Annotated in this window: 16 protein-coding genes; 4 read left to right on the forward strand and 12 right to left on the reverse strand. The window is 49.3% G+C overall.

Going from position 1 to position 14,933, the window contains the following annotated elements:
• Positions 1-419 precede the first annotated feature (419 nt).
• The 5 genes from fabZ to GKZ89_RS11240 form a co-directional block, all read right to left on the reverse strand.
• A complete protein-coding gene (gene fabZ, locus GKZ89_RS11220; protein WP_155112505.1) occupies positions 420-854 on the reverse strand; it encodes a 3-hydroxyacyl-ACP dehydratase FabZ in 435 nt (144 codons plus the stop codon).
• 85 nt (positions 855-939) lie between these two features.
• The gene (locus tag GKZ89_RS11225) at positions 940-1,203 is read right to left on the reverse strand and encodes a DNA-directed RNA polymerase subunit beta (RefSeq protein WP_155112506.1); all 264 of its coding nucleotides are present in this window, start codon (positions 1,201-1,203) and stop codon (positions 940-942) included.
• An 18-nt stretch (positions 1,204-1,221) separates the two neighbouring features.
• Positions 1,222-2,019, reverse strand: a complete 798-nt coding sequence (locus GKZ89_RS11230) for a flagellar hook-basal body protein (protein ID WP_155112507.1) — start codon at positions 2,017-2,019, stop codon at positions 1,222-1,224.
• 16 nt (positions 2,020-2,035) lie between these two features.
• Entirely contained in the window at positions 2,036-2,869 is an 834-nt protein-coding gene (locus GKZ89_RS11235) for a flagellar hook-basal body protein (RefSeq protein ID WP_155112508.1), read from the reverse strand.
• Positions 2,870-3,692: 823 nt separating this feature from the next.
• Positions 3,693-4,736 carry an acyltransferase gene (locus GKZ89_RS11240; protein WP_155112509.1) on the reverse strand — a complete coding sequence of 348 codons (1,044 nt, stop codon included), beginning with the start codon at positions 4,734-4,736 and terminating at the stop codon, positions 3,693-3,695.
• A gap of 217 nt (positions 4,737-4,953) precedes the next feature.
• On the opposite strand from GKZ89_RS11240, the gene GKZ89_RS11245 reads away from it, so the two are divergent.
• Both GKZ89_RS11245 and GKZ89_RS11250 read left to right on the forward strand, forming a co-directional pair.
• Positions 4,954-6,468 (forward strand): MDR family MFS transporter, encoded by a 1,515-nt coding sequence (locus GKZ89_RS11245; RefSeq protein ID WP_155112510.1) that lies wholly within the window; start codon positions 4,954-4,956, stop codon positions 6,466-6,468.
• Positions 6,469-6,505: 37 nt separating this feature from the next.
• Positions 6,506-7,087, forward strand: a complete 582-nt coding sequence (locus GKZ89_RS11250) for a PadR family transcriptional regulator (RefSeq protein WP_155112511.1) — start codon at positions 6,506-6,508, stop codon at positions 7,085-7,087.
• Between the two features lie 30 nt (positions 7,088-7,117).
• Here GKZ89_RS11250 and GKZ89_RS11255 read toward each other — a convergent pair whose 3' ends face one another.
• The 6 genes from GKZ89_RS11255 to spoIIQ all read right to left on the reverse strand — a co-directional run bounded on the left by GKZ89_RS11255 (position 7,118) and on the right by spoIIQ (position 12,786).
• Positions 7,118-7,519 carry a DUF6188 family protein gene (locus GKZ89_RS11255; protein WP_155112512.1) on the reverse strand — a complete coding sequence of 134 codons (402 nt, stop codon included), beginning with the start codon at positions 7,517-7,519 and terminating at the stop codon, positions 7,118-7,120.
• A 64-nt stretch (positions 7,520-7,583) separates the two neighbouring features.
• A complete protein-coding gene (locus tag GKZ89_RS11260; protein ID WP_155112513.1) occupies positions 7,584-8,165 on the reverse strand; it encodes a TetR/AcrR family transcriptional regulator in 582 nt (193 codons plus the stop codon).
• A gap of 113 nt (positions 8,166-8,278) precedes the next feature.
• On the reverse strand, positions 8,279-9,280 hold the full coding sequence (gene mreB, locus GKZ89_RS11265) for a rod shape-determining protein (RefSeq protein ID WP_155112514.1): 1,002 nt from the start codon (positions 9,278-9,280) through the stop codon (positions 8,279-8,281).
• A gap of 126 nt (positions 9,281-9,406) precedes the next feature.
• Positions 9,407-9,682, reverse strand: a complete 276-nt coding sequence (spoIIID, locus tag GKZ89_RS11270) for a sporulation transcriptional regulator SpoIIID (RefSeq protein WP_162356749.1) — start codon at positions 9,680-9,682, stop codon at positions 9,407-9,409.
• 899 nt (positions 9,683-10,581) lie between these two features.
• Positions 10,582-11,574 carry a Gfo/Idh/MocA family protein gene (locus GKZ89_RS11275; protein ID WP_155112515.1) on the reverse strand — a complete coding sequence of 331 codons (993 nt, stop codon included), beginning with the start codon at positions 11,572-11,574 and terminating at the stop codon, positions 10,582-10,584.
• Positions 11,575-11,991: 417 nt separating this feature from the next.
• Positions 11,992-12,786 (reverse strand): stage II sporulation protein SpoIIQ, encoded by a 795-nt coding sequence (gene spoIIQ, locus GKZ89_RS11280; protein ID WP_155112516.1) that lies wholly within the window; start codon positions 12,784-12,786, stop codon positions 11,992-11,994.
• Between the two features lie 126 nt (positions 12,787-12,912).
• On the opposite strand from spoIIQ, the gene GKZ89_RS11285 reads away from it, so the two are divergent.
• Together GKZ89_RS11285 and GKZ89_RS11290 are read left to right on the forward strand one after the other, a co-directional pair.
• The gene (locus GKZ89_RS11285) at positions 12,913-13,335 is read left to right on the forward strand and encodes a VanZ family protein (protein ID WP_155112517.1); all 423 of its coding nucleotides are present in this window, start codon (positions 12,913-12,915) and stop codon (positions 13,333-13,335) included.
• Entirely contained in the window at positions 13,332-13,820 is a 489-nt protein-coding gene (locus tag GKZ89_RS11290) for a GNAT family N-acetyltransferase (protein WP_155112518.1), read from the forward strand. Before GKZ89_RS11285 ends, GKZ89_RS11290 begins: the two co-directional genes overlap by 4 nt.
• Before the next feature lie 29 nt (positions 13,821-13,849).
• Here GKZ89_RS11290 and spoIID read toward each other — a convergent pair whose 3' ends face one another.
• Positions 13,850-14,878 (reverse strand): stage II sporulation protein D, encoded by a 1,029-nt coding sequence (gene spoIID, locus GKZ89_RS11295; protein ID WP_155112519.1) that lies wholly within the window; start codon positions 14,876-14,878, stop codon positions 13,850-13,852.
• Positions 14,879-14,933 lie beyond the last annotated feature (55 nt).

Consider the following 14,933-nt stretch of genomic DNA (forward strand, 5'->3'; position numbering starts at 1 on the left):
AACTTCGAGCTTTTTTATGTACTAATTTCACCGCTAAAAGGCCTGCTAATTCAACTGCGAATTACACTGATAATTAGAATTTTGCACTTCAAAACCGAACCCGTTAGATTTTTTCTAGGCGGTCTTTTTTGAAGGATGGGATTGGGGGGGTGCTCTGACCCCACTTTCGCTAACGCACTAAACCTCCGTCCCCGCTGACCGCAAAGTCAGGCAGGAACTGATGTCAGGAGATGACGCCTTGTTCCCCCGTTCCTTTAAAGCAGAAGGGGTCGGAGCTATGCTCTGACCCCACTTTCGCTAACGCACTAAACCTCCGTCCCCCTGCCTGTCCAAGCCAAGCGGCAGAAGGGATAGCGGCTGGACTGCTCTGTCCTTTCGTTCTCTGCCGTACAGAGGGTCAGAGCACGGCCGGTGATAACTTATTCCTGCTTATCTCCCAATGCAAAGGTAATTTCCGCTTCACATACGACTTCACCGTCTACAGTGGCTGTTCCTTTTCCTTTGCCGATCGCGCCGCGGGATCGGACGATCTCGACTTCAAGGCGGAGCTGGTCACCTGGTTTTACCTGCTTTTTAAAGCGGCAGCCGTCAATTCCTGCAAAAAAGGCAAGGCGGCCTTTGTTCTCTTCTTTTATAAGGGTGGCTACAGCTCCGACCTGTGCCAGCGCTTCTACAATGAGGACGCCCGGCATGACCGGGTAGTCTGGAAAGTGGCCGTTGAAAAACTCTTCATTGGCGGTGACGTTCTTGATTCCAACTGCGCGCACTCCCTCCTCCACCTCTAAAATACGGTCTACAAGCAAAAAGGGATAACGATGGGGAATGATTTCTTTAATTTGCTGAGTATCTAGCATGGAATTCGGTCTCCTTTCAAGCTTCTTTTCTATGTATACGGCAAAAGGAAGGCAAAAACCTTCCTTTCGTTTACAGAGTATATGCTTATTCGGTTTCTTTTTCAACCAGATCAATGATGTGCTGCCAGGTAGACGGCTTCAGCACATCGACCGGATGGCCGTCTCCAATGACCCCATACCCGATCATAGCCCCGCAGATGGCTGCCAGAGCAAAGAAAATGAGCACAAGAATAAGGCGGAGCCAGATTGGGATGAGCCGGACCCTGACTTTCTGGACCGGTTTTTCCTCCTCTGCAGCATCCGTTGTCTTTTTTTCCTGTCTGTATTTTTCACGGGTGATGGAAGACATATCAGAAAACCCCTTTATTCAGCGGACCGAATTGATCAGCCCAAGCATTTGATCGCCAAGTGTCACGGATTTCGCGTTAAGCTGGTAAGCCCGCTGCGAAATGAGCATTTCGGTCATCTCTTTTGAAATATCTACATTGGACATCTCGAGTGCCCCTTGTTCAATGGCTGCATTTTCCGCATCGGTCACGGCAGCCGGATCATTCGGGTTGGCAAGAGCATACAGGTTTCCGCTCATATGCGTCAGGGCCTGCGGCTTATTGGATTGAACGATCCCAAGCGTAAACGTCCCGGCAGGCTGGCCGTTTGCATCAAGTGCCGTCAGTGTCCCGTCGGCGTTGATTTTTATGGTGGAAGCTGTTTGATTCAAAACAATCGGATTGTTGTTGGCGTCCAGCACACGCTGGCCATTGGCATTTACGAGTCCGAGCTGCCCGTCCGCTTCGTTTGACAGGTACAATGCCCCGTCACGCGTATAGCGGACTTGGCCGTCTGCACTGATTTTCAGGAACTGCCCCGGTTTTGTAAAGGAAAAATCGAGGTCGCGTCCGGTTTTTTTGATGGAACCCTGACTGAAGACGATGTTTTCCATAAGCTGGGCACCGCTTCCCTGGCGGAGGCCTGTAACAGTCTTCCGGCTGATGTCCTGTTCAGGAGCAATTTTGCTGTCAAACTGCTGGCGGACCATTTCGCCAAACGTCGTTTGGGTGCGCTTAAAGCCTTGCGTATCGACGTTTGCTAAATTATGCCCAATCACATCGAGCTGCTTCTGGACCTGATTCATGGTGTTGGTTGCTGTAATCATTGAGCGCAGCATTTAGTATTCCCCCTCATCAGTTTAGCCGCCCGATTTCATTGACCGCTTTCTCAAGACTCCGGTCATATGCCTGCAACACCTTCTGATTGGCTTCAAACGAACGATAGGCTGTCATCATTTCGGTATAAGCCCTTGCTGTATCTACATTTGAGCTTTCAGTGAAGCCCTGCTTCAGCGAGTATCTTACATCCGGATTGCCAGCGGCACTCGCAAGCGGGGGTACCCCATCCTCCGTGCGGAAGAAGCCGCTGCTTTCTTTTATGAGGTTTCTGACATCCCCGGCAAACCGCACATCAATCTGTGCTGTTTCCTGACCATTAATTCTCACCCGGCCGTCAGGAGTGATCTCAAAATCCTCTCCCGTAATCTCAATCGGCGCTCCATCCGTTGACAAAACCGGCATCCCATTTGAAGTCAGCTGATTTTGCCCGTTCACGGTAAAATGACCGTTGCGGGTATAGCGGAGTGTTCCATCCTGCATGCCGACGGCAAACAAAAGGAACCCTTTCATCCCGGTTTCCGCGTTAGCCGGAACTTCCTCTTCCAACAGTGCCACGTCAGTCGGCAGTCCCGTTTCTTTCAAATCCCCTTGTGTAAACTGGGGAACGAGCTCCTGTAAATAAGCTCCTGTATTTAAAGCGCCAATCGGCGTCTGTGTACCCATTTTCATCGAAGTTGGAGCGTCCTTCCCTTCCATCCTGCTGAGCAGCATTTCCGGAAAAGCGCGAATGGCGGACTGGTCTGCTTTATAACCCGGTGTATTCACATTAGCAATGTTATTGGACAGCATTTCCGTCCGTTTCTGCTGTGATAGCATACCGGCTGCTGCCGTATAAAGCCCTCTAAGCATATTTCACCTCATAGCGGCGCAGTCAAGCGCCAATTTTCCTCTATCTTCTATTATATATGACAAACCCAATAAACTCCTACTATATTTTTTTCGGCATATCCGCCAAAATCTCAACTGATTCAGACGATTTGCACAGGATTTTTTAAAATATTTTTTTGCAAATATCGACAAATGGGGGAGATGGTGGCGGGGCGCAGCAGGACGCAGCGGCGGGTCTGACCCGCACTTCGCTGCCGTACTAAAGCTCTGGCACCGAAACCGTTAGCCCAAGTGTCGCAATGGTTTGCAGATGGCTGCCTCTGTCCCCACTTGCGGTGAAGCAGCAGGGGACTGGCACCGTGCCAGTCCCCACATTCTCTACCGTACTAAAGCTCCGGTACCGACTCTCAAAGCCTTTGTGCCACAAGGGTTTGCAGAAGGCCGCCTCTGTCCCCACTTGCGGTGAAGCGACGGGGGACTGGCACCGCAATCTCTTGGTTTCACCGTTACAGTTTGCACTGACCCCACTCCCTTTAAAGCGGCAGGGGAACAAGGTACTGACAGCTGATCCATTGATATCAAAGACTTGACCGGCATAGGGGACGGAGGTTTCGTGCTTTAGCGAATGTGGGGTCAGAGCTTTCCTCTGACCCCGATTGCTTTAAAGCGGCGGGGGAACAAGCTGCTGACAGCTGATCCATTGATAGCAAAGGCTTGACCGGCATAGGGGACGGAGGTTCCGTGCTTTAGCGAATGTGGGGTCAGAGCAACAGGTTTTGCAACCAGGCTGTGGGGGGGCAGAGCAACAGGTTCAGCAAGCACACAGTCAAAAGCCCAATGGCCATCACTTAGGTACAATACTCCGGACGACAGGGATCCGCTGCATCATTCTTACAGAAATAAAACTCCCTGCGATGGTAACGGCGGCGAGTAGCGGGACTCCGTATAACGGGTTCATTGAGAAGGCATCGAATTCCAGCACCCTTTGCAGGACGAGCAGGATGAACGGATGGATCAGGTAGATGCCAAGGCTTGCTTCGATGAATGGTTTTAATGGTGTCACTGTGTTTTCCGGCTTTTTTATGTACTTTTGCCCGTCTTTAAAGAACAGGAAGACGGCGGCGGACATAAAAATGACGGACACGTTTAGATATTTGTAGAAAAATCCGTCGAAAACTCCATTGCTTTTCTCTGTAAGTGCCCAGGTTGCAAAAATGGTTAGGAGGAGTCCTGTTGCGCCCAGCCCATAGATGAATGCTTTTGTGCTTGTTTTGAAGGAGTATTTATGAAGGTAGTAGCCCATGACGAAATAGCCGATGTATCCGCTGGCCGGAAAAGCTTCAAAGCCGATTTCCACATCATACAGCTTTGATATCAGGCTGAAGACGGCGGTGCAGATAAACCAAAGGAAAAGGAACAGTTCGATATTTTTCCTGGAGGCATGTAGGATGTAGACTCTCAGGATCGGCGTTATGGCGTACAGACCGATCATTACATATAAAAACCAGAGGTGGTAGTAGACATTGTCTGAGAGAACAGCTTTTATTGCTGCTTCGGGGTTCTTTTCCAAATCTCCCACCTTCATACTGACCAGGAGGTAAAAAATGGTCCATGCCGCAAAGGGGATCAACACCTTCGAAGCCCTCTTTTTAATGAAATTTGCCGCTGATTCCTGTTTTCCGGGGTTCAGCATGAGTGCACCGCTCATCATAAAGAAGATCGGCACACACCATCTGGTCATTGAATCGTAGGTGTTCCCCGTCCACCAGTCGCCTGCTGGAATGGTTCTGTATTCTTCTAAAAGCGGAGAAGCTGCATGGAGGATCACGACACTGATGGTTGCCAGCGCGCGCAGCCAGTCAAAGTAGTAAATTCTCTGTTTTTTCAAGGATATTCACCTGCTTTTCTAAGATGACGGACATTGCTTTGAATGGTGTACAGGCAGCTGGTTCTATTGGTATCTGCCTTTTTTGGCTATCTTATACGAATTCAAATGGTCCATTAAAATCCGTGTTACATGTACTGCTTTACCCAAAACAAACCTTTCTTAAATACCCAAATTTGAATATAATAATTGTAATAAGTTTCTAACGGGAGGAACCGGGATGACGGGTGCTGAGAAGAATACGCGGTTGATTGTGGCAGGGCTGCTGCTGGGGATTTTTATGGCGGCGATGGATAATACGATTGTGGCGACGGCGATGGGAAAGATTATTTCGGACCTTGGGGGTTTGGAGTATTTTGTTTGGGTGACGTCAGCTTATATGGTCGCTGTGATGGCGGGGATGCCGATCTTCGGGAAGCTGTCGGATATGTATGGACGGAAGCGGTTTTTTGTGTTCGGTTTGACGGTTTTCATCCTGGGCTCTGCTCTTTGCGGGATTGCACAGGATATTGTGCAGCTGAGTATATTCAGGGCGATTCAGGGGATCGGCGGCGGAGCCCTTTTGCCGATTGCCTTTACGATTGTGTTTGATATTTTCCCTCCGGAAAAGCGCGGGAAAATGACAGGGCTGCTCGGGGCGGTGTTCGGTTCCTCCAGTGTGTTCGGGCCGTTATTGGGGGCTTACATTACGGAGTATATCAGCTGGCATTGGGTGTTTTATGTGAATGTGCCGATCGGGCTGTTGTCGCTTTTCCTGATTATCCGGTATTATCAAGAATCGAAGAGCCACCAAAAGCAGAAAATTGACTGGACCGGAGCAGCGACACTAGTGATCTCGGTCGTCAGTCTGATGTTCGCGCTGGAGCTTGGCGGCAAGGAATATGATTGGAATTCAGTGCAGATTCTCGGGCTGTTCGGTCTTTTCGCTGTCGCATTGGCTGTTTTTATTTTTGCGGAAAGAAGAGCGTCAGAGCCGATTATCTCATTTTGGATGTTTAAAAAGCGGCTGTTTGCAGCTTCTCAGATTCTTGCGTTTTTATATGGTGCCACGTTTATTATTCTGACGGTGTTCATTCCGATTTTTGTGCAGGCGGTCTACGGGGGCTCTGCTGCAAATGCCGGCCTGATCCTGACACCGATGATGCTTGGATCTGTGGCCGGAAGTGCCATTGGAGGTATTTATGTAACAAAGGTCAGCTTCAGAAATTTAATGACGATTTCGGTGTTTTCTTTTGCAGCCGGGATGCTGCTCCTCGGGATGATGGGTCCGGAGACGGCGCGCTGGATGCTGACGGTGTATATGGTGCTTGCCGGGTTTGGGGTCGGGTTCAGTTTTTCCCTGCTGCCGACTTCTTCTACTCATAAGCTTGAACCACAATACCGCGGATCAGCGAATTCAACGAATTCCTTTGCCCGCTCTCTCGGTATGACGATTGGAGTAACGGTATTCGGCGCGATTCAGAGCAGTACGTTTACGAACGAGCTGCAAAAAGGACTGGGTGGATCATCCGATCAGGTTGGGGATCCAAGCGCTGTTTTTCAGGCAGGCGCCCGGGAAACCATTCCCCCGCAGGTTCTGGATCAGATTGTGGGAGCCATGTCTTCTTCCATCACGTATACGTTCATGCTCGCTTTGATTCCGATTGCAGCCGCAGTGGTGACGGTGTTTTTCATGGGAAATGAGCGCGTAGAGGTGCCGGCCCGTAAACCGGACATTCATTCAAGCGCGAATTAGATTCGTGCTTTTTTCATAAAGAGGTGGGACAAATCAAATGAGTGTTAAGCTAGTCATTCTGGGTTTATTGATGGAAGGAAATAAGCATCCTTATGAAATCCAGCAGGTCATCAATGAACGGCAGATGAAGCATTATATCAAGCTTGCCAGCGGCTCTCTCTATTATGCGTTTGAAACGCTCGGGAAGGACGGGTTCGTGAAGGTTGTGGATGTGGTGAGTGATACGAAGCGGCCGGATAAAACCATCTATGCGATTACGGAAGCAGGAGAAGCGGAGTTCGAGAAGCTTTTCTTTGAACAGCTTCTGAAAAAAGAGCATATGTACCGCCCCGTATATGCATCGCTTTCGTTTACATCCTACATCGATCAGGATAAGCTGGAGCGCGCGCTCAAGGGCAAAATCGAGGAAACCGAAACCACCTTAAAGAAGATGAAGCGGTTGTATGCAGAGAAAAAGAAGACTGCTCCTCTCGGAAACCTGTCGATCATCATGAGGGTGATCCTTCACTTAAAGGCAGAGCTGGGCTGGTTTCAATTTCTTCACGAGGCGGCGGATGCGGGCAAAATCTCCAAGATCGATGAGGATGCGGAAGCATTATTGGAGGAGTTCGAGATATAAAAAGAAGCAAAGGCCCCTTTGCTTCTTTTTTTATATATTTTCCACTTCTCCGCCAGGGAGCGAGATAAACGAAAATTCGTTGTCGCCGAAGAGCTCCCAGCCTTCAAAGGAGGCGCTGTTGTGGAAGACATCCAGAACTGCTCCATTGGCTGTTTTGATTCTGAGAATCTCTGCTTCTTTCCACCAGCAGACGTTCTGAATTTCCTGGCCGGCAAGAAGAGCCGTCAATTTATCGAGGTAATCCTTTTTCGTTTCAGCTGTCTGGAAGTCTGTCAGCCCTACTACAATTTTCCCTCCAAGCTTCAAACGCCACGGGCATTCAATGACGAGCCCGCCTTTGGTAAAGTGCAGAATCAGGGGAAGCGGGTTCCCGGTTTCAAGCTTTGCTATTTTCTGTCCTTTAAAATAAGGAAAATCAAGACTTTCGTTCATGCTTTCTCCTCCGTTTTTGGGCGTGGTCCCTTATCGTTTGATAAGTAGTATGTAAAGGGAATCTTTAAGATGAAAGGCCGTTCAAAATGACCTCTGTATAAAGCTCGGCACGCTGGTCCAGCAACTTTTCGCTTCCCGGCAGAGGATGGCTGAGCATGCTCATCAGCAGGTGTGAGTAGGTTTCAACCGTGGTGTTGTAATCAACTGGGTCTTTTACCGTTCCCTCTTCAGCAGCGCGTTCAAAAATGGTATTGATCGGGATCTGGTAGGCTTCCCGCCAGCACTGGGCAATCATGAACTGTTCTTCCTGTGTGATCTCATATTCTATGTCGTGGAACATTTGGGTCATTTTTTTCGGCTGGTGCAAAAGGATGTAGCGGATGACGTGATACAGGGACTCCTTCAGGCTGGTGTATCTTTTCAGCAGCCGGTTTAGTGCCGATTTCATTTCGATGAGATAGTTTCTGACAACCTCTACGTAGAGGCTTTTTTTATTGGGGAAGTGATGATATAGAGCAGGCTGGGTAAGACCGCAAGTGTCCGCGATCTTTCTTGTTGAAATCGCGCGGTATCCATATTCCATGAACAGGGCTTCCGCTGCCTTTATAATGTTCTTCCGTGTATCTCCCATATCGGCTGTAGCCATTCAAGCGCTTCCCTTCTGCTGCTTATCATATGATAAGATTGTAAGCTTTCCATTCACTAACTGTCAACTATCCAAAAAATGGCCTGATCCCGTAAAGGAACCAAGCCATCTGGTTACATGATTTTTCTTTTCGCAAGCCGGTCAACGTTATCGAGCATGATGCCGGTGCCGATCGCTACACAATCCATCGGATTCTCCGCTACAAGAACCGGCACCTTCAGTTCCTCTGCCATCAGCTGATCAAGTCCGTTCAGCAGTGCTCCGCCGCCAGTCAAAATGATGCCGCGGTCGATGATGTCGGCCGAAAGCTCAGGCGGTGTGCGTTCGAGCACTCCTTTGGCTGCCTGGACAATCACCGCTACTGATTCTTTAAGAGCCTGTTCAATTTCCACAGAACTCACCGTAATCGTTCTCGGCAGTCCGCTGACCATATCCCGGCCGCGGATTGAAATCTCTTCCTGACGTGCGCCTGGGAAAACCGTAGCCACCTTGATTTTAATGTCTTCTGCTGTTCTCTCGCCAATCAGGAGCTTGTACTCCCTTTTAATATGGTTGAGGATCTCTGCATCGAACTTGTCCCCCGCCATCTTAATGGAAGAGGCGGTGACAATATCGCCCATGGAAATCACAGCAATATCTGTTGTCCCACCGCCTATATCCACAACCATATTTCCGCTCGGCTGGAAAATATCCATGCCGGCTCCAATGGCAGCTACCTTCGGTTCTTCCTCCAGAAACACATTCTTCCCGCCGCTCTTCTCAGCTGCCTGCCGAATCGCTTTCTGCTCAACTGACGTAATATTCGTCGGGCAGCAGATCAGCATGCGCGGCTTTGAAAAAATGCCCTTTACATTCAGCTTTTGGATGAAGTGCTTCAGCATCGCTTCTGTTACATCGAAATCCGCAATCACGCCATCTTTTAACGGACGGATGGCAACGATGTTCCCAGGCGTACGTCCAACCATTCTTTTTGCTTCTTCCCCAACTGCCAGCACTTTGCCGGTGTTGCGGTCCATCGCCACTACAGAAGGCTCGTTCAGCACGATCCCTTTTCCTTTAACATGTATCAGTACATTCGCTGTACCGAGGTCAATCCCTATGTCCCTAGCAAACATGGTTCCGGTTTCCTCCTTGCAAATCACATTTCCCGTGTATTCAAATTGCACCCAATTACATATTGTACCACATATCGGAAAGAATAGGCGCTATTTTATGGGGGTCGGATTCACAAAAAGTCCAGATCAGTTTACCGTTTCCTCCTGCAGGATATCCTCTTTGCGGTATTTCAGCTTGGTGGCTTCCCCGCCCCTTAAATGACGGATGGATTTATGGTAATCGAGAATCTCCTTTACTTCTGCAGCCAGTTCCGGGTTAATTTCAGGCAATCGCTCTGTCAAATCCTTATGGACCGTACTTTTGGAAACCCCAAACTCTTTCGCAATCACGCGAACTGTTTTTTTAGTCTCCACGATATACTTTCCAATCTTGATTGTACGTTCTTTGATGTAATCGTGCACACCACTCGACCTCCCTAAAATGGATGTGAGAAGTGTGAAATGAGACCCGCATATTAAGAGACATCAGCTGCAATGGTGATATGGACTCTAAAGATGCTTTCGCTGCTGGATTCACAATAAACAGCCACGATCCTCACCTCAAACACTCTCTTTGTTAGGTTTGTAACATTCTATTAGCTTGGTTGCAGCAATATGCTAAAAAGTCAACAGGGACAAGGGATTGCGTAAATTTTTCAGTGTGTATGATAAAGAATATGTGAAAGTTATGGGAATTTAGAATCGGAAATTGCTTTTTTGGATGGGACGGGGGATGGATTTGGGGGAATTTTGGGGTGATGGTTGGGTGGGGTTGCTGCTTGGGTGGCGCTGGTCTTTTTTGGGGTTGCTGCTTGGGTGGGGGCAATTCGGATTTAGGCTTAGGCTTGGTGCCGGGGCGGGGGCAATTCGGATTTAGGCTTAGGCTTGGTGCCGGGGCGGGGGGCAATTCGGATTTAGGCTTAGGCTTGGTGCCGGGGCGGGGTCAGTCCCCTGCTGCTTTAAAGCATACGGGGACGGAGACCGGAAGCCGCAAACCCCTGGGACACAAGGGATGCGAGAGTCGGTGCCGGAGCTTTAGTTCGGTAGAGAATGTGGGGACTGGCACGGTGCCAGTCCCCAGTTGCTTTAACGTAACTGGGGACAGAGACCGGCCTCCGCAAATCCTTGTGTCGCAAGGGCTCCGAGAGTCGGTGCCGGAGCTTTAGTCCGGCAGCGAAGTGCGGGTCAGAGACCGCCACTAAAAAAGGAATGCTCACTAAAGCTGGTGCTCGAGCTTTAATCCGGCTGAAGAGTGACTGTCTAGACACCCTCAGCAAAAAAAGGCACCGCACTGTGCTGTGCGATGCCTTAGATCCGGGCTGTCAGGACGTTACCTCATCCGCCGGGAAAACGAGACCGATTTGTCTGCGGGAAAGGTCCATTATTTCAAGGACGGTTAGGGAGTTTTCGAATGTGTTCACGGCTGATTCGAGCTTTCCTTCGCGGATCAGAGAGGCGAATTCGGCTGCTTCCTCGTACATGGAGTTTTCGTTTTGCTGAACGGAGATGTTTTCTGTTTCTCCGTTGCGGTAGACGATCCGGACGTTTTCCATTGTGCTGAACTTGTCGATCAGGATGCTGCCTTCTTCTCCTTGAATTTCGGAGGGAAGGTGGGAATCTGTGATTTTGGAGAACATGACGATGGCATCGTGGTCTGGGTATTGGAACAGGATGCTGCCTTCGCCGTCTACGCCCGTGTCCAGCATGAAGGCCGTGGCCTGGATGGATTCCGGTTTTCCGAAGAGGGCAGCCATCGGAGCGATGCAGTAGATTCCTATGTCCATCATCGATCCGTTTGAGAGCTCCGGTTTGAAGGCGTTCAGGATTTTCCCTTCTTTATAGGCGTCGTAGCGTGAGGAATACTGGCAGTAGCTTGCTACGTACCGGCGGACTTTGCCGATTTTATGCAAGTTGGATTGAATGGCTTTGAAGTTCGGCAGCAGGGTTGTTTTCATGGCTTCCATGAGGAGTACGCCGTTTTCCTTGGCTGCTTCGATCATTCTTTTCATTTCCGCTCCGTTGGAGGCAATTGGTTTTTCGCACAGTACGTGCTTGCCATTGTTCATGCAGAGAATGGACTGGTCTGCATGGAAGGCATTGGGACTGGCGATGTATACTGCTTCGAACTCTCCGCTCGCTGCAAATTCTTCTAAATCCGTATATGTATGGCCGGCTCCGTGCTTTTCAGCAAATTCCGCGGCGCGGTCTGCTGTCCGTGAATAAACGGCAGTCAGCTTTAATTCTCCTGTCTGCTCTGCAGCGTCCAGAAATTTTTCGGTAATCCAGTTCGTTCCGATTACTCCAAAGCGGATCATATGATCTCTCCTTTATGGTTCGTTTTTCTATGATATTTTATCATATGTTGGGGGGAAACGCTTTCCCTTGCTCTGACCCCTGTTGCTTTAACGCGTCAGGGGTCAGAGTAATGCACTGACCCCACTTGCTTTAAAGCGGCGGGGGACCAGGGTCCTTCTCTTGGAACCCTTGTCACGGCTGCATTTTTCGAGATGGGGGACGGAGCCTTAGTGCTTTAGCAGAAGAGGGGTCAGAGCAGAATTTTAGCAGCAGTGTAGTAGAAGTGCAGTAAAAAGTGCCGTAGGCAGTTCAATAGTAGTTCAATAGCAGTTCAGCATCTGTGCAGCGGCAGTTTAATAGCTGTGACTAACAGCAGTCCAACACCAAACCCCATCAAAAAACCCGCCAGCGGCTTGCGCCGGGCGGGCTCACATAAATTATGCGTTTTTGGAAGGAACAGCAGCTTCGGAGTCTTTTTTGTCCTCTTGCTTCTCTTCTTTCATTTCTTCCTGAGGCTTGGCTTCTGTTTCTTTGCTTGCTGCCGCTTCATCTTCGATGGCAGTGGCAGGTTTGTCCAGAAGGCTTGCAGGGTTTAATGCTTTTCCGTCTTTACGGATTTCGAAATGGACGTGTACGCCGTTCTTTTCGTTTAATAGATTTTTCCCGGCCTTGCCGATTACTGCATTTTGTGCGACTGTTTCGCCTTCTTCTACTGCAACAGATGCTAGAGATTGGTAGATGGTTGTTACGTTGTCTTCGTGCTGGATCTCTACTACATAGCCAAGGATTGAGTCTTTTTCTGCCCGGAGAACGGTTCCGCTGAGGGAAGCTGCCACGTCGAATTCCTTACCGTCTTTTTGTGCAAGGTCGATTCCTTGGTTCGGACGGTACGTGTTATTATAGGATACGAGTGCCGCTTCTTGTTCTTCTTTGGAAGCTTTCGCGTCATAGAAGTTTTTGATGACTTGAATGTTCTCTTTTTCCAGGGCTGGTGCTGTGACTGTTTCGACTTGCTTCGCTACTTCTTCTGCATCCTGGCCTTTTTCGGTTTGCGGCTTGCCTGGCTGTTCGGCTATTGGGTTCAGATCATTTCGTGAAGCCTGATACATAAGCACACTTGTTAGAATCAATGCTGCGCTGACTAGATAGATGGCTGGAAATACCCAGCGTTTTCTAAAGAACTGCTGAATCTTTGAATTTTGAGAAGTACGATTTTTTTCTTCCTCTCTCATCTTCATCACCTCAGCAACATTTTGAACACAATTCTGATAATATATACACCGGTTGAAAAAAATTTTAAAAATGCTTAGTATGTGCTTGTGAATTTAGCATTATGCAGCTGAAGAGGATGTTGTTTTATGAAAAAAGCCTGGTACTGGGTGCTGACGATTGCCCCGATTGCGTACATGTGGCTGATCTGGATGCTTTCCAGTGTTCCCGGGGATCCGGATGCCGCGGATACATGGGAGGCTGCTGTAAAGGATTCGCTTCATTTTATTGAGTTCGGCATTCTTTACTGGCTGTTTGCGTTTGCGCTCATTGTTCACGGCAAATGGTCGAAGCAGACGAGTCTATTGATTGTGCTGGTCTGCATTGGATACGGCGCCATCGATGAAATTCATCAGATGTATACGCCGTTCAGGACCGCTACATGGTTTGATTTATTTAAAGATGCAGTGGGAGTGACGGTTTCCTATCTGATTATGAGGTGGACGTATTTTAAGAGGGCGGACCACTTTTTGCATAAGCTTGAGTTATTGAACAGGAGGAACGGAGAATGAAGCTGCGGTTAGCCAATAGAGAAGATTTGCCGAGAATTGTGGATATCTACAACACGACGATTGCATCGAGAATGGTCACGGCCGATCTGGAGCCGGTCAGCTATGAGAGCCGGGAAAAGTGGTTTGATGACCATACGGACCGCTATCCGCTCTGGGTGGCTGAGGAGAACGGGGCTATCACCAGCTGGGTCAGCCTTCAGCCTTTTTACGGCAGGGAAGCGTATAAGCATACAGCAGAGGTGAGCATCTATATCGACCCTGCCTTCAGGGGAGCGGGTCTCGGGAAAAAATTGCTGCAGGCCGCCATTGATGAATGTGCGGGTCTGGATATCTACACCCTTCTTGGCTTTGTGTTCGGCCATAATGAACCAAGTATCCGGCTGTTTGAACGGTTTGGTTTTAGTCGATGGGGGACGTTCCCGGGAATTGCAGAGCTTGAGGGTGTGGAGCGGGACTTGGTGATTCTGGGGAAGCGGGTAAAGTAAACAGACCGGCAATGGTGCCGGTCTGTTTTTTACTGCTGGGCCGTAAGCTTTGTCAAAAATGGGTCGGCTGCTGCCAGGGTGGTGCCGTTGTAGTAGTGTCCGACGATTTCCTTGTAGGTTTTTCCGTCCTTGGCCATAAAGTTGGCTCCGTATTGGCTCATCCCGACCCCGTGGCCGTAGCCTTTCGTCTGAATGACGATGTTGCCGTCTTTGCGGGTCCAGGCAAAGTCTGTGGATCTGAGCTGCAGTTTATCGCGGACATCGCGTCCGGTGAGGGTCTTGCCGCCAATATCTACACTGGCCACGCGATTGCTCGATGTCCGTTTCGTCACGGTTCCGATTGTTTCTGCGCTTGAGAGCTTCACGCCGAGCTTCCGTTCAAAATCCGCGACCGTGAAAATCTGCTGGTTGTAAAATTTCGGGGATTCTTTGTCCCATGCACTTTCGACACTTCTTAAGTAAGGAATGGCGTTCGGCCAATAATCTTCAGAGTTCTCCGTGTAGCCGTTGCTCGTTGAAAAAAAAGAGGCGGTGATGGGCTGGTTCTTATAGGTGAGGATCTGGCCGGTTGTCTCGGCTACTGCTGTCAGCACCTTTTGCGCCCGCCAGTCGTAGTCACTCCCCCAGATTTTCTTCCATTCCCCTTTGTTTTTGTATACCTGGTGCACGACAGTATCGGTTACATCTGCTTTTGATCCGGCTGGAGTCGCCATCCTGCTCTCCCCGGACAGTTTTTTTACAATAAAGGTCCTTGCTGCAAGAGCCTGGGCTTTCAGGGCTTCTTCTTCAAAATCTGCCGGCATTTCTGCGGCCACCACTCCGAACACATAATCCTCCAGAGGCACGTTCTCAACTTTTCCCTGAGCTGTGCGGTAAACCGATACGGTCACACCCGATTTCGTCTCCAGCGGTTTCTCCTGCTTTTCCTTCTGCTTCAAATCCTCTTCCAGCCTGCCGTTTGACTGGCTGATGAAGGGTGAGACGAGCAGTGCCGGTATGATGAGAATCAAAACAAAAAGTCCGGCTAGTACGACCAATAGCGGTTTCATAGATTTCATTCATTGAGCCTCCTGGTTAGAGTTTGCTTATACTCCATCCTATGGGCTTGGACAA

The organism is Metabacillus mangrovi (assembly GCF_009711125.1).
In the GTDB taxonomy this organism is placed as follows: domain Bacteria; phylum Bacillota; class Bacilli; order Bacillales; family Bacillaceae; genus Metabacillus_B; species Metabacillus_B mangrovi.